The organism is Prevotella sp. khp7 (genome assembly GCF_900109055.1).
Classification (GTDB): Bacteria; Bacteroidota; Bacteroidia; order Bacteroidales; family Bacteroidaceae; genus Prevotella.
In genome coordinates, this window is the sequence record NZ_FOIV01000004.1 from 370,850 (window position 1) to 385,504 (window position 14,655).

Annotated in this window: 13 protein-coding genes; 6 read left to right on the forward strand and 7 right to left on the reverse strand. The window is 49.5% G+C overall.

Annotated elements, in window-relative coordinates; translation table 11 throughout:
- Positions 1-199 precede the first annotated feature (199 nt).
- Both BMX82_RS11865 and BMX82_RS11870 read left to right on the forward strand, forming a co-directional pair.
- The gene (locus tag BMX82_RS11865; protein WP_036909762.1) at positions 200-1,099 is read left to right on the forward strand and encodes a diaminopimelate dehydrogenase; all 900 of its coding nucleotides are present in this window, start codon (positions 200-202) and stop codon (positions 1,097-1,099) included.
- Positions 1,096-1,668: a phosphoribosylglycinamide formyltransferase gene (locus tag BMX82_RS11870; protein WP_091769243.1), complete on the forward strand. Its 573-nt coding sequence runs from the start codon at positions 1,096-1,098 to the stop codon at positions 1,666-1,668. The genes BMX82_RS11865 and BMX82_RS11870 overlap by 4 nt, the downstream gene beginning before the upstream one ends.
- On the opposite strand, the gene BMX82_RS11875 is transcribed toward BMX82_RS11870, so the two are convergent.
- The 7 genes from BMX82_RS11875 to BMX82_RS11905 form a co-directional block, all read right to left on the reverse strand.
- Positions 1,665-2,888 carry a dihydrolipoyl dehydrogenase family protein gene (locus BMX82_RS11875; protein ID WP_091769246.1) on the reverse strand — a complete coding sequence of 408 codons (1,224 nt, stop codon included), beginning with the start codon at positions 2,886-2,888 and terminating at the stop codon, positions 1,665-1,667. The two genes, BMX82_RS11870 and BMX82_RS11875, sit on opposite strands and share 4 nt — an antisense overlap.
- Positions 2,875-4,284 (reverse strand): aminomethyl-transferring glycine dehydrogenase subunit GcvPB, encoded by a 1,410-nt coding sequence (gene gcvPB / locus BMX82_RS11880; protein WP_091769249.1) that lies wholly within the window; start codon positions 4,282-4,284, stop codon positions 2,875-2,877. The genes BMX82_RS11875 and gcvPB overlap by 14 nt, the downstream gene beginning before the upstream one ends.
- Positions 4,281-5,597 carry an aminomethyl-transferring glycine dehydrogenase subunit GcvPA gene (gene gcvPA, locus BMX82_RS11885; RefSeq protein WP_091769251.1) on the reverse strand — a complete coding sequence of 439 codons (1,317 nt, stop codon included), beginning with the start codon at positions 5,595-5,597 and terminating at the stop codon, positions 4,281-4,283. The genes gcvPB and gcvPA overlap by 4 nt, the downstream gene beginning before the upstream one ends.
- Positions 5,598-5,653: 56 nt before the next feature.
- Complete coding sequence (gene gcvH, locus BMX82_RS11890; protein ID WP_036909767.1) at positions 5,654-6,034, reverse strand: glycine cleavage system protein GcvH; 381 nt, start codon at positions 6,032-6,034, stop codon at positions 5,654-5,656.
- Positions 6,031-7,140: a glycine cleavage system aminomethyltransferase GcvT gene (gene gcvT, locus BMX82_RS11895; protein ID WP_036909768.1), complete on the reverse strand. Its 1,110-nt coding sequence runs from the start codon at positions 7,138-7,140 to the stop codon at positions 6,031-6,033. Before gcvT ends, gcvH begins: the two co-directional genes overlap by 4 nt.
- Positions 7,141-7,143: 3 nt before the next feature.
- Positions 7,144-7,854 (reverse strand): lipoate--protein ligase family protein, encoded by a 711-nt coding sequence (locus tag BMX82_RS11900; RefSeq protein ID WP_091769254.1) that lies wholly within the window; start codon positions 7,852-7,854, stop codon positions 7,144-7,146.
- 88 nt (positions 7,855-7,942) lie between these two features.
- Entirely contained in the window at positions 7,943-8,848 is a 906-nt protein-coding gene (locus tag BMX82_RS11905; RefSeq protein WP_091769257.1) for a putative 2-dehydropantoate 2-reductase, read from the reverse strand.
- 106 nt (positions 8,849-8,954) lie between these two features.
- Here BMX82_RS11905 and dxs point away from each other — a divergent pair, with 106 nt between their 5' ends.
- The 4 genes from dxs to BMX82_RS11925 are packed head-to-tail and all read left to right on the forward strand — an operon-like array spanning position 8,955 to position 14,655.
- On the forward strand, positions 8,955-10,853 hold the full coding sequence (gene dxs, locus BMX82_RS11910) for a 1-deoxy-D-xylulose-5-phosphate synthase (RefSeq protein ID WP_036910130.1): 1,899 nt from the start codon (positions 8,955-8,957) through the stop codon (positions 10,851-10,853).
- Positions 10,850-12,205, forward strand: a complete 1,356-nt coding sequence (gene trkA, locus BMX82_RS11915) for a Trk system potassium transporter TrkA (protein ID WP_091769263.1) — start codon at positions 10,850-10,852, stop codon at positions 12,203-12,205. Before dxs ends, trkA begins: the two co-directional genes overlap by 4 nt.
- Positions 12,199-13,656, forward strand: a complete 1,458-nt coding sequence (locus BMX82_RS11920; protein ID WP_036909772.1) for a TrkH family potassium uptake protein — start codon at positions 12,199-12,201, stop codon at positions 13,654-13,656. Before trkA ends, BMX82_RS11920 begins: the two co-directional genes overlap by 7 nt.
- 21 nt (positions 13,657-13,677) lie before the next feature.
- Positions 13,678-14,655: a type I phosphomannose isomerase catalytic subunit gene (locus BMX82_RS11925; protein ID WP_036909773.1), complete on the forward strand. Its 978-nt coding sequence runs from the start codon at positions 13,678-13,680 to the stop codon at positions 14,653-14,655.

Genomic DNA, 14,655 nt, shown 5'->3' on the forward strand with positions numbered 1-14,655 from the left:
ACTTACACTTTTGTATATATACACCTATTTAAACGTGCTTTACTAACAATTTATTGTATTTCGGGTGCATAAGCTTGCGATTTATCACATATTGAAAGTTTTTAGATAATTTATTTCGTCAATTTGTAACGTATTTAATAGAAAAGCATTACTTTTGCAACCGCAAACGAGGAAATTTTAAACAAAGACTATAAAAGATATGAAGAAGATCAGAGTAGCCGTCGTAGGTTACGGCAACATTGGTAAGTATGCACTCGAGGCACTGGAGACAGCCCCCGACATGGAAGTAGCAGGTATCGTACGCCGCAATGGCGCTGAGAACAAGCCTGCAGAACTCGCACAGTACGAAGTAGTGAAAGACATCCGCGACCTTAAGGATGTAGACGTAGCCATTCTGGCCACCCCAACCCGTAGCTGTGAGGAGTATGCCAACCAGATTCTGCCCCTCGGCATCAACACTGTCGATTCTTTCGACATCCACACCAATATCCGTGGCTACCGTGAGCGTCTGATGAAGCTCAATCAGGAAACTAATACCGTCAGCGTGATTGCTGCAGGTTGGGATCCAGGTTCCGACTCTATCGTACGCACCCTGATGCAGAGCCTCGCTCCCAAAGGACTGAGCTACACCAACTTCGGCCCTGGTATGTCAATGGGTCACAGCGTATGCGTACGTTCTAAGAAGGGTGTCAAGAATGCGCTCTCCATGACCATTCCCCTCGGTGAGGGCATCCACCGCCGTATGGTATACGTAGAGCTCGAAGAGGGTGCCAAACTCGAAGATGTGACTAAGGATATCAAAGCCGATCCTTATTTCGCCAGCGACGAAACCCACGTATTCCAGGTAGAAAGCGTCGACGACGTGCGCGATATGGGTCATGGCGTAAACCTTGTTCGCAAGGGTGTGAGTGGTAAGACCCAGAACCAGCGCCTCGAGTTCAACATGTCAATCAACAACCCCGCCCTGACAGGTCAGGTTCTTGTCAACGTGGCCCGTGCATCAATGCGCCTACAGCCTGGATGCTACACCATGGTTGAGATTCCTGTCATCGACATGCTTCCTGGCGACCGCGCCGATTTGATTGAACATTTAGTATGAATATAGCGATTTTTGTTTCAGGCGGCGGTACTAACTGCGAAAACCTGATAAAATACTTTTCTGACTCCGAGAGCGTACATTGCGCTCTCGTTGTCAGTAATAAGCCTGATGCCTACGCACTGGTCCGTGCCGAGCGTTTAGGCGTGCCCACGGCAGTAGCGCCGAAGGCCGACCTCCACAATCCCGATGTCATGCTCCCTCTGCTTCAGAAGTACGACATCGGTTTCATTGTCTTAGCAGGTTGGTTGCCACTGATACCCGATTTTCTGATTGAGGCCTATCCCCATAAGATCATCAACATCCACCCTGCCCTATTGCCCAAATATGGCGGCAAAGGCATGTGGGGGCACCATGTACACGAGGCTGTGAAGGCTGCTGGCGAGACGGAGACAGGCATGACCGTCCATTGGGTTACTCCCGTCTGCGATGCGGGTGAGATCATTGCCCAGTTCAAAGTAGCCCTCTCCCCCGATGACACTGTTGATGACATCGCCGAGAAAGAGCACCAACTCGAAATGAAACACTTCCCCAAAGTGGTAGAAGACATATTAAAAAACGCTGCAGATTAGTTTTCTGCAGCGTTTTTTAATATTTCAGACAATGTCGGGTGAATGTGGACCATGTCAGCCAGTTCTGTGACAGTTGTGTGCTTGCACATCAGGACCGAGACCTCCTGGATAATATCAGCAGCATGAGCGCCATAGGCATGACAGCCGAGTATCAGACCATCATCGGCCACAAAAAGTTTCAGCAATCCCTCGGTCTCCCCCATGGCAAGGGCCTTGCCGTTGGCACGCCAGAAAGATTTCCGACAGGTATAAGCGACACCTTGTTCCTTAAGCTGATCTTCCGTAGATCCTACGCAAGCTGCCTCTGGTTCTGTAAAAATTGCAGCAGGCATGATATCAAAACGGATACCATCTTCCTTACCTAGAATCTGGTTGACGGCGTGGACGGCCTGCATCTCGGCAGCATGGGCCAACATCTGACGGCCGTTCACATCTCCAATGGCATAAATGCCATTCACGGTAGTTTTGAAGTTATCATCTACAGCTACACCTTTACGCTCATCAAACTCAATGCCAGCCTTGGAAAAATCAGCCTGCACACGGGGTTTACGACCTGTAGCCATCAGAATAACGTCGGCATCGATATCGGCAAGGTTCTGTACGGCGGTCTTCATATTGAAGGTGATGCCACGTTTCTCAAGCGTCTTACGGAGACGCTTGGCAATATCGCTATCGAGGGCTGGCAGACACTCTTTCAGGTATTCAATCACCGTTACCTCGGAGCCGAAGCGATTAAAGACGCTGGCGAACTCCATACCAATGACACCTGCACCGATAATCACAAGACGCTTTGGTTGGGTGTTAAGGTTAAGCAAGCCAGTGGAATCGACCACACGCGAATCGGTCTTAACGCCCTCAATAAGAAGCCATTTGGTTTCGGAACCTGTTGCAATAATGATGTTAGGGGCAGTGAAGTCGTTTACCGTATGGGCATCAATGAAAACGCCCTTCTCGCGCACCAGTGTGATATTAGGATGCGACAGGATTCCCTCGACGCCCTGACGGAGCTGGGACACCACCTGAGTCATGCGCTCACGGGCCTCGGCAAACGTTTTAGAATGGACGTAGGTCTTCGTGGGGATGCAACCTACATTGAGGCAAGTACCTCCCACCTCATCGCCTTCGAAAATCGTAACCTTCAGTCCCTGCTTAGCAGCATATTCTGCGGCGCGGTAACCGCCAGGGCCCGCGCCGATGATAATCAAATCAGTTTTGTTCATTCCTCAACTGTTTATACGTTGTTACGGGATGCTTGGCAGCAAGGACATCGTCGACACGGCCGATAGGCGTCGTGTGGGCTGCCGACTTCACCAACTCTGGATCGGCTTTAGCTTCCTCTGCTATCTGACGCATCACGGTGATAAAACCATCGAGTGTCTCCTTCGACTCATTCTCTGTAGGTTCAATCATGAGACTCTCGTGAAAGAGCAGCGGGAAATAGATGGTGGGGGCATGATAGCCGTAGTCGAGCAAACGCTTGGCGATATCCATCGTGGTGACACCCGTACTTTTATCCTTCAGACCGTCGAACACGAACTCATGACAGCATGTGGTGTCGATGGGAAGTTCATAGACATCCTTCAACGACTCCTTGATGTAATTGGCATTAAGCGTAGCCAAAGGACCAACCATCTTGACCTGATCGCGCCCCAATGAGAGAATATAGGCATAGGCGCGCATCATGACACCGAAATTGCCATGATAGGGCGATACGAAAGGAAAGTGTTCCTGTAAGCCTTCACGTACACCCACAGGACCGGAACCGGGACCGCCACCGCCATGAGGCGTAGAGAACGTCTTGTGGAGGTTGATGTGCATCACGTCGAAACCCATATCACCAGGACGGCAGGCACCGAGCATCGGGTTGAGGTTCGCCCCATCATAGTACATCAGTCCGCCACAGTCATGGATGAGCTTTGCAATCTCAGGGATGCGGGTCTCAAAAAGGCCCAACGTATTGGGATTGGTCATCATCATAGCGGCAATCTCAGCGCCCTGCTCAGCGACAATACGCTGCAGGTCCTCGAAATCCACCTGACCATTAGCCAATGATTTCACCTCAACAATCTCTAATCCGCAGACAGCTGCCGAGGCAGGATTGGTTCCATGGGCAGAGTCGGGCACGATCACTTTCTTACGGGCCATGTCGCCACGTGAGCGGTGATAGTTATCGATCACCATCAAACCTGTGAGCTCGCCATGGGCACCAGCATAGGGTTTGAAAGTAAAGTGAGCCAATCCTGTGAGAGCACAGAGCGACTTCTCCAACAGGATGACAAGCGCCCTAGCACCGACAACGGTATGTTCGGGCTGCAGGGGATGCAGGTTCTGGAACTGCGGCTGAGCAGCCATTTCCTCGTTAATCTTCGGATTGTACTTCATTGTACACGAGCCGAGGGGGTAGAAGCCGGTATCGACACCAAAATTATTGTTAGAGAGGTTGGTATAGTGACGTACCACCGTCAACTCATCGCATTCGGGCAGGGCTGCCTCCTCAGCACGCCGCATCGAGGCAGGAATCTCATAAGTGCCATAATTGTTTCTTGGCAGACTATAGCCTTTACGGCCCTCTTTCGAGAGTTCGAAAATCAGATTTCCATAAAGTCGACTATTCATAATCCAGCAACTTTTACGAGGTTATCAATTTCTTCTTTCGTACGCTTCTCTGTGACAGTGAAAAGTAAGCCATCTTCGATACGGACACCACCAAGGATCCCTGCTTCGATGAAGCGCTGATAGAGCGTATCAACATCGCCATCGTACTTCACAAAAAACTCATTGAAAAACGGCTGGTCGTAAGCCAGTTTAAAGCGCCCCGTTTTCAGTAGTTCGTCACAGAGGTAATGAGCACCAGCATAGGAGAGCTCTGCAGCTTCTTTCAAGCCCTGACGTCCCATGAGCGACATATAAACCGTTACAAAGAGCGCCATCAAAGACTGGTTGGAACAGATGTTTGATGTGGCTTTCTGTCGACGGATGTGCTGCTCGCGGGCCTGGAGAGTGAGCACGAAGGCGCGTTGGCCACGATTATCTTTGGTCATGCCGACGATACGACCTGGCATTTTACGGATGAGTTTCTCTGTGCAACACATATAGCCCACGTAAGGACCACCGAACTGCATAGGTATACCAAGACTCTGACCATCGCCAACGGCGATATCAGCCCCCCATTCTCCTGGGGTCTTCAATACAGCGAGGTCGGCAGCAACACTATCGATTACCAAGAGGGCTTTCTGCTCATGACAGGCATCAGCAAAGCCTGTAAAGTCTTCCACGATACCATAGACATTAGGCTGCTGAACGATGACACCGGCATAACCGCCTTCAGCAAGACGGGTCTTCACATCGTCTAGGCTAGTAACACCATCGCGGACTGGCAACACCTCAACTTCTATGTCCCGATGGAGGGCATAGGTCTTAAGTACCTTGAGATTCTGAGGGTTGAGGCAACCCGAAACAAGCACCTTGTTCTGTTTCTTACCTGCGGCAACAACCATCATCATGGCCTCGGCACAGGCTGTGGTACCATCATACATCGAGGCATTGGATATGTCCATACCCGTAAGTTCAGCCATCATACTCTGATACTCGAAGATGTAGTGAAGCGTACCTTGTGAGATTTCTGCCTGATAGGGAGTATAGGAGGTGAGGAACTCGGAGCGTTGCAGCAGACTGGGAATGACTGACGGGGTGTAATGATCGTAGACACCCATGCCAGCAAAACAGGTAAGCTGTCTGTTCTCGTTGCCGAGTTTCTCGAACACCTGACGCACCTCCTGCTCACTCATAGAAAGCGGCATCTCATAGTCGCCCTTGAAACGGATGGTCTCTGGAATCTGAGCATATAAGCCATCAAGGCTATCCACCCCAACCTTCGCCATCATCGCCTGCAGGTCATCCTCTGTATGGGGGAAATATTTATATTCCATAAAATATTCTTTTTGGCACGGATTCCTGGACGAACTAAGAATCCGTGCCTAATAAATTATTTCTCGCAGAACTTTTCGTAAGCAGCTGCATCCATGAGGTTGTCGAGATCGGACTTGTCGCTGAGTTCGACTTTGATGATCCAGTTCTCGAAAGCATCCTGGTTGATGAGCTCGGGTTCATCCTCAAGAGCCTCGTTAATCTCGATAACGGTTCCACTGACGGGTGAGATCAAGTCGCTGGCAGCCTTAACACTCTCAACAGCTCCAAACTCCTCACCTGCCGTTACCTCGTCGTCAATCTCGGGCATATCTACATAAACCACATTACCTAATGCATTCTGGGCATAGTCTGTGATTCCTACGAAACCAACGTTACCTTCTACTCTTACAAATTCGTGTGACTCCGAGTAGTAGAGCCCTTCAATTACCTTACTCATTTTTTATAGCTTTTGTTATAGAATTGTTTTTTGACCACTTTACCAGGGAATACCTTCTTACGGATCTGAATCTGCACCTCGGTATCAAGTTTAGCATAGGCAGCGTCGATAAGTGCCATACATACGCTCTTGTCGGTTGACAAGGTGTGATAGCCTGTCGTTACCTCGCCAATTGGCTCGTCATTCATATTCAGTACAGTATAGCCATGACGGGGGATGGCCTTGTCGAAGAGTTCGATACCCACAAGTTTTTTCTGAGGGCCTTCGGTCTTCTGCTTTAACAAAGCCTCACGGCCAACGAACTCAGGCTTGTCAAACTTTACAAACAGTGTAAGACCAGCCATCACGGGGGTGATGTCCTCAGAAAGCTCATCGCCATAGAGAGGCAGGCCGACTTCGAAGCGCAGGGTGTCGCGACAACCTAAGCCACAGGGTTGTACTCCAGCAGCAATGAGTTTGTCCCAGCAGTCACGGATGTAGTCGTGAGAGGCATAGATTTCAAAGCCATCCTCACCAGTATAACCTGTTCGGGAGATGATGACATCGCCTATAACCTTACAAGTATAAAAAGTGAGTTCGGCACAAGGCAGTCCCAGCACCACCTCGACGGTATGCTCTGCCTCAGGACCTTGAACTGCTATCTGACCATAATAGTCGGAGCGGTTCTGCAAATCTATGTCGAAACCTTCGGCCTGTTGCAGCATCCAAGCCCAGTCTTTATCGATGTTGGCGGCATTGATAACGAGAAAGAAATCGTTCTCACCCATCTTATATACCAACAGATCGTCAACAGTGCCTCCGTTCTCATAGCACATCATACCATAGTAAATTTTGCCAACAGGGGCATCTGCAACATCGTTGGTGAAAATGTGCTGCACATAACGCTCAGCATCCGGCCCCTTCACTGTGACCTCGCCCATGTGAGATACATCAAACAGACCCACCTTCTCGCGCACGGCCAGATGCTCGGGCGCAATGCCTGCATACTGATATAATAGGGGCATGTCGAAGCCGCCGAAGGTGACCATCGTAGCTCCCAATGAGATATGCTTGTCATAAAGACAAGTACGCTTCTCTTTCTTTTCTATTTCTTGTTTGATTGCCATAGATTATTGTAATTGTTTGATATAGTCTTCACGAAAATACTGCTGTTCCAACTGCTCTATTCCGCTCACCTCCTCGGCGGTAAGCACACGCTCACCCACACATAAAGTGTCGCGAATCAACGCCTTCACTTCGCAGAGAGAGAACGATGTATGATTTTTTAATAAGGTGATGCGCTGACGCACGCTCTGAATGCCCTTTTTCTCCAACTTTTCAGGTCCTGGGGTAATGGCTTGGAGCATGTGATCCATATTAGTATCGTAGAGCAGGGTTGAGTGTACGATGCTACGGCCATTCAAATGATAACAGGCTGTGCCACACACCTTACGATTGCCAATCAGCACATCGTTATGACTGGTGCCTGTGGCCTCGATGCCCATCTTTCTGAGCACGAGCAACACCATATTGATAAAATGGTTGAAAGCCAGACCGACATTTTCCTCAGAAGAGACAAATGAAAGCATCACGTTATCTCTATCGGCATAAACGCAGCCTCCTCCGCTTTTGCGACGAAACACCTTGATATCACGACTACGGCAGTAATCAATATTCACCTCATTCTCAAGCACTTGATTACGCCCGATGATAACCGTTGGTTCTACCTGCCACATAAAGAAGTAGTCGGGTTCGTCGAAATGGCGCGCCACATACTCCTCCATCGCCAGATAGAACGACAGGCGACGGGTTTCGGTAAATGGCAAGGCGACATATTTCATATTTTAGGTGCAGTCATTAAACTTTCTGCAAAAATATGAAGTTTTTATGTAACTACCAAACCTTTTAGCATTTATTATAGAAAGAAAATCAAGCCTGCTCCTTGAAACGCAATTCGGCCTCAAGCATCTCAAGTTTAGGCATGCGATAACCTGCTGCGCGGGCTATTTCTATAGGCCGACTGTAAAGATAGTGAATCTCCATCGGACGGTGGAAATCGTAGTCGAGTTTCATCGAAGGTGAATAGGGTGTCATAACGTCGGTGGTCTCAATCATCTTGTCGGCAAACGCCTCGGTAAGACCTGTCACACCCAAATGCTGAGCAGCTCCAATCACCTCCATCATCAGGTCGCGGATGAGCTGACGGGTGGTGGGATTCTTCAACAGGAGATCGGTCTGCGTGTCAAGAGCTACGGTCATGCCATTGAAGGGCATGTTCCAGACAGCCTTTTTCCAGCGAGCTTCTTCGTAAGGTACGGAAGCTGCCTGAACACCCGCATTTGTAAAATCGTTTAAAATCTGCTGGAAGCGTGCTTCATCCTTACAAGAGTAGTTACCAAGATTGATGCTACCATAGCACTGATGGTTTACACGTCCTGGCTCCGTCTTGGCCGAGCAAATAAACGCCAGTCCTGCTACAAGCTGTGTTTTAGGGAACATCTGCTGTACATCGGCCTCAACACCGATGCCATTCTGGATAAGTACAACAATGGTATGTTCGTGAAGTAGAGGCGGCAACAACTTAGCAAGCAGATGATTGTTGGTTGTTTTCAATCCCACAAGAACGACGTCGCACTTGGGCATATCTTCAACATTCTGATAGACATTCACATGGTCAAGATGGAATGACCCGTCGCACGAATCCACCTGCATACCATGTTCTTTCACAAACTGATAATCGCTATGCAACAGAAAATGGACCTCCTGCCCACTATAAGCCAGTTTACTTCCATAAAAGCCACCAATGGCACCAACGCCGATAATTCCGTATCTCATATATATAATTTAAGTTCTATTCAGATTTCAGGGTGCAAAAATACTGATTTTTTTTGTATTTTGATAAAAATTGTATAACTTTGCCGCCAAAATAACAATGATTTGTGTGGAAAAAACTGAATTTACACTCTTAAACAAGATCCAATACCCTGAGGATTTGCGTAAGCTCTCTGTCGATGAGTTACCCCAACTCTGCAATGAGTTGCGTCGCGACATTATCGAGGAAGTTGCAGTAAACCCCGGACACTTGGCTTCGAGTCTTGGCGTGGCAGAGATTACCGTGGCACTGCATTATGTGTATGACACGCCCGAAGACCGTATTGTATGGGATGTGGGCCATCAAGCGTATGGTCACAAAATATTAACAGGAAGACGTGATCAATTCTGTACCAATCGTAAACTAGGCGGCATCAAGCCGTTCCCATCGCCAATTGAGAGCGAGTATGATACATTTGCATGCGGACATGCCAGCAACTCTGTATCAGCAGCCCTTGGTATGGCTGTGGCAGCCAAGTTGGAGGGCAAAGACAATCGCCATGTGGTGGCAGTAATCGGCGACGGCGCCCTGAGTGGCGGACTGGCTTTCGAAGGTCTAAACAACGTATCGTCATCACCCAACGACCTGCTGATTATCCTGAACGACAACAACATGTCCATCGACCGTTCGGTTGGCGGCATGAAACAATATCTGCTGAACCTGAGTACCAACGAGACCTATAACGCCATACGCTTCAAGGCCGCGCGCTGGTTACATGGCAAAGGCATGCTGAACGAAGATCGCCGCAAGGGCATCATCCGTCTGACGAATGCCGTGAAGAGTGCCATCTCGCACCAACAGAACATCTTTGAAGGAATGAACATACGCTACTTCGGCCCCTTCGATGGACACGACGTGAAGGAGCTGGTGCGTATTCTACGCCAGATGAAGGATATGAAGGGCCCAAAGTTGCTCCATCTGCACACGCAGAAAGGACATGGTTATGCGCCCGCAGAAAAAGACGTGACCGTATGGCATGCTCCCGGCAAGTTCAATCCTGACACGGGCGAGCGCCTTGTGGACAACGACCCCACGAAACCTCAGAAATATCAGGATGTGTTTGGACATACCCTGCTGGAGCTGGCCAAGCAGAATCCGAAAATCGTGGGTGTGACGCCCGCCATGCCCAGTGGATGCTCTATGAACATTATGATGAAGGAAATGCCTTCGCGCACCTTCGACGTCGGTATCGCAGAGGGACATGCTGTAACCTTCTCTGGGGGTATGGCCAAAGACGGACTTCTGCCGTTCTGTAATATCTACAGTGCCTTTGCACAACGTGCCTTCGACAACATCATCCATGATGTAGCCCTGCTGAATCTTAACGTGGTGTTCTGCTTCGACCGCGCAGGGCTGGTAGGCGAAGATGGTCCCACACACCATGGTGCCTTCGATTTGGCAGCACTGCGCCCCATACCGAACCTGACAATTGCCTCGCCATTAGACGAGCACGAGTTGCGCAGACTGATGTATACAGCCCAGTTGCCCAATAAGGGACCGTTCGTAATCCGTTACCCCAGAGGCGGCGGTGAGTTGCAAGACTGGCGTTGTCCGTTGGAGGAAATCGAGGTGGGCACAGGTCGCAAACTGCACGACGGCAGCGACGTAGCAGTACTGAGCATCGGTCCGATAGGTAATAATGTAACACGCGCCATAGAACAGATGAGGCAAGAAGGCGACACTATCAGCGTGGCTCACTACGATATGCGTTTCCTGAAACCCATCGACGAAAATATTCTGGAAGAAGTTGGCAAGAAGTTCAAAAAAATTATCACCGTGGAGAATGGCACAAAGAGCGGCGGACTGGGATCAGCTGTTCTGGAATGGATGAACGACCACGGCTATGAACCTCGCATCGTGAGACTGGGTCTTCCCGACAGCTTCGTAGAACATGGTAAGGTCTGCGAGTTACAGAAAATTGTCGGACTCGACGAAGAAAGCATCATCAAGGCTATCAAAGAAATATGAAAATCGTTATTGTCGGTGCAGGTGCCGTAGGAACTCATCTGTCGAAACTGCTGTCGCGCGAGCATCAGGACTGTGTACTGATAGACGCTGACGAGGATCGCCTGAGCGGTCTCAGCGAGTACGACGTAATGACTTATTGCGCACTTCCCACGAGCATTAAAGCACTGAAAGAGGCTGGTACGCCCCATGCCGACCTGTTTGTAGGTGTAACTCCAGAGGAAAGCACCAACATCAATGCCTGCATACTGGCTCATGCTCTGGGCGCTAAAAAAACCGTGGCGCGTATCGACAACTATGAATACCTGTCGCCCAGCCTACAGCCATTCTTCAAAAACCTAGGGCTCGACTCTCTTATCTATCCCGAAGTGCTTGCTGCCACCGACATCAACAACGGACTGAAGATGTCGTGGGTACGTCAGCGTTGGGATGTGCATGATGGAGCCTTGATTCTGCTGGGTATTAAACTGCGTGAGACGGCCGAGATTCTGAATCTGCCGCTGAGAGACCTTTGCGGCCCCGACGATCCTTATCACATCGTAGCCATCAAGCGTGGCGGAGAGACGATTATCCCTGCAGGTATGGATGAACTGCGCGTGAACGACCTCGCCTACTTTATGACAACGAAGGACTACATACCCTACATCCGCAAGATTGTGGGTAAGGAGCACTATACTGACGTGAAAAACGTCATCATCATGGGGGGCGGAAAAACTGCCGTACGTGCTGCTCTGACAGCGCCCGACTATATGAACGTGAAAATCATAGAGAAAGACGCTACCCGTTGCGAAAGGCTAAACGAACTGCTAGAGAACAACGACACAATGGTAATACACGGTGATGGACGAGACCTAGGCCTGCTTGAGGAAGAAGGCATCAGGAACACTCAGGCCTTTGTGGCACTGACAGGCAACGCCGAGACCAACATTCTGGCTTGTCTGACAGCAAAGAAGGTAGGTGTGCGTAAAACCATTGCCATGGTTGAGAACCTCGACTATGTAAGTATGGCCGAAAGCCTTGATATAGGTACAATCATCAACAAGAAAACCATAGCAGCGAGCCACATCTTCCAGATGATGCTTGATGCAGATGTCGACAATCTACGGTCACTGATGCTGGTCGATGCAGAAGTGGCAGAATTCACGGCTGCTGAGGGATCAAAGGTCACCAAAAAGCCCGTCAAAGACTTGGGCATGCCTTTCGGTGTCACCATTGGCGGACTGGTCCGTAAGGGGCAGGGCATGCTCGTGAACGGTAACTCACAAATCGAGGCAGGCGACTCCGTCATGGTATTCTGCCACGAGGCTAAACTTAATCATATAGAGAAGTTCTTTAAGAAAAACGCGATATGGTAAACTTCCGTATCATCAGCAAAATCATAGGCTCACTGCTGTTTATCGAGGCATTCTTCATGTCGAGTTGCGCCCTGATGGCTTTCTCGTATCACGAGGATGATCTGATGGCATTCTTGATGTCGTTGTTGCTGACGTTCGGAAGTGGTTTCTTTTTCTTGTACTTAGGACGTAACTCAGAAAACAGTCTCAGCCGTCGCGACGCCTATGTGGTGGTGACAGCGGCTTGGGTGGTTTTCTCGTTCTTTGGCATGTTCCCTTTCCTCATCCATGGTAGCATCACCAACGTGACCGATGCCTATTTCGAAACCATGTCTGGCTTCTCAACAACAGGAGCAACCATTCTCGACGACGTGGAATGCCTGCCGCATGCCATTTTGTTCTGGCGCTCGCTGATGCAATGGATAGGCGGTTTGGGAATCGTGTTCTTCACCATCGCCATCCTGCCTTCACTGGTAGGTGGTAGCGTGAAGGTGTTTGCCGCAGAGGCCACCGGCCCTATCAAGGCAAAGATGCACCCGCGACTCAGCACGACGGCAAAATGGATATGGAGCATATATCTCATCCTGACCTTTGCTTGCGGCCTGTCATTCTGGACCGCAGGCATGAACTGGTTCGAAGCACTGAACTATTCGATGACAACAACGGCCACAGGCGGTTTCTCCATCCACAATGAGAGTACGGAGTTTTTCCACTCTCCCACTATCGACTACATATCAATTACATTCCAGTTCCTGTCTGGTATCAACTTCACCTTATTATATATAACAATCTTCAAGATGAAGTTGAAATCGCTATTCACAAACTCCGAATTCAGGCTCTACATCAGCATTATGGCTGGTGCCACGCTATGGATCATGTACCTGCTCATCAGCAGGATGGATTACGATTTCGAACATGCATTTCGTAGTGCCCTATTCCAAGTGGTATCATTCATGACAACCACAGGTATGTTTAATGAAGATGCAGGAACATGGCCTCATGTCACTTGGGTGATTTTAGGCGTCGTGATGTATCTCGGAGCATGTGCCGGTAGCACAAGTGGTGGTTTCAAGTGCATTCGTGGCGTGATGCTGCTGAAGGTAGTACGCAACAACTTCAGGCAGAGCCTGCACCCTAATGCAGTACTGCCCGTGAAGGTAAACGGCCAAAATATCCCGCAGTCAAAGCTCATCACGCTTTTCGCCTTCTTCACACTGACCATGCTAATGATACTCGTCACCGCCACAATCATGATTGTGGCAGGCATTGACAATACAAACGCCATCACCATAGCCTTGAGTTGTGTCAGCAATGTTGGCCCCACCCTCGGCACTCAGATAGGCCCCGTCATGTCGTGGTCGATTCTTCCCGAATACATCAAGTGGATTCTCTGTCTACTGATGCTCATGGGACGTTTAGAGATTATGACCGTGCTGGTGCTATTCACCCGAAGTTTCTGGAAAGAAAACTGATTAATTAATATAACCAAAACAATGATTAAATTTGAACCGCTGCTGAAGCAGACACTATGGGGAGGTGACAAGATCATCCCCTTCAAACATTTAGACTCGCAACTTGAGCGCTCGCTATCGGAGGGATGCGAGAACGTAGGCGAGAGCTGGGAAATCTCTGGTGTGAAAGACAACGAGACCATTGTAGCCAACGGGCCACATAAGGGCAAGAGTCTGAACCAGCTGGTACGTGAACTGAAAGGCCAACTGGTTGGCGAGGAAAACTATGAGCGTTTTGGCGACGAGTTTCCCCTACTTATCAAGTTTATCGATGCCCAAAAAGACCTTTCCATCCAAGTACACCCCACCGACGAGATAGCCCATCGCCAAGGTAAGAGCCGTGGCAAGACAGAAATGTGGTATGCCCTAGAACCCACACCTGGTGCCCAACTCTACAACGGACTGAAACAGCAGATTACTCCCGAGCAATATAAGCAGATGGTAGAGAACGACACCATCACCGACGCACTTGCACGCTATGAGGTAAACGAGGGCGACGTGTTCTTCATCCCCGCAGGCCGCATTCACGCCATTGGTGCAGGTTGTTTCGTGGCCGAGATTCAGCAGACATCCGATGTAACCTATCGTATCTATGACTTCAAGCGCAAGGACAAAAACGGCAACTATCGTGAGCTCCACACCAAAGAGGCCGCAGAGAGCATCGACTACACTGTACTGCCCAACTACCGTGCAGAATACGAACCTGTAAAGAACGAGGGCGTACAGGTGGCTACATGTCCCTACTTCACCACTGCCGTTTACGACCTCAACGAGCCCATGACTCTCGATTACTCCGAGCTCGACTCATTTGTCATCCTGATAGCCGTAAAGGGCGAAGGCCGTCTCATCTGCAATGGCGAGGAGATGCCTTTCCAAATGGGTGACACAGTGTTACTACCCGCCACCACAAGCGAGGTAAAGGTCGAGGGCGAAGTAAAGTTTCTCGAGACTTACGTGTAA

Coding starts and splice junctions, on each gene's coding strand:
- trkA (WP_091769263.1), top strand. CDS start 10,850: ATGAAAATCGTTATTGTCGGTGCAGGTGCCGTAGGAACTCATCTGTCG.
- gcvPB (WP_091769249.1), bottom strand. CDS start 4,284: ATGAATAGTCGACTTTATGGAAATCTGATTTTCGAACTCTCGAAAGAG.
- BMX82_RS11875 (WP_091769246.1), bottom strand. CDS start 2,888: ATGAACAAAACTGATTTGATTATCATCGGCGCGGGCCCTGGCGGTTAC.
- BMX82_RS11925 (WP_036909773.1), top strand. CDS start 13,678: ATGATTAAATTTGAACCGCTGCTGAAGCAGACACTATGGGGAGGTGAC.
- gcvT (WP_036909768.1), bottom strand. CDS start 7,140: ATGGCAATCAAACAAGAAATAGAAAAGAAAGAGAAGCGTACTTGTCTT.
- BMX82_RS11900 (WP_091769254.1), bottom strand. CDS start 7,854: ATGAAATATGTCGCCTTGCCATTTACCGAAACCCGTCGCCTGTCGTTC.
- BMX82_RS11870 (WP_091769243.1), top strand. CDS start 1,096: ATGAATATAGCGATTTTTGTTTCAGGCGGCGGTACTAACTGCGAAAAC.
- gcvPA (WP_091769251.1), bottom strand. CDS start 5,597: ATGGAATATAAATATTTCCCCCATACAGAGGATGACCTGCAGGCGATG.
- BMX82_RS11905 (WP_091769257.1), bottom strand. CDS start 8,848: ATGAGATACGGAATTATCGGCGTTGGTGCCATTGGTGGCTTTTATGGA.
- gcvH (WP_036909767.1), bottom strand. CDS start 6,034: ATGAGTAAGGTAATTGAAGGGCTCTACTACTCGGAGTCACACGAATTT.
- BMX82_RS11865 (WP_036909762.1), top strand. CDS start 200: ATGAAGAAGATCAGAGTAGCCGTCGTAGGTTACGGCAACATTGGTAAG.
- BMX82_RS11920 (WP_036909772.1), top strand. CDS start 12,199: ATGGTAAACTTCCGTATCATCAGCAAAATCATAGGCTCACTGCTGTTT.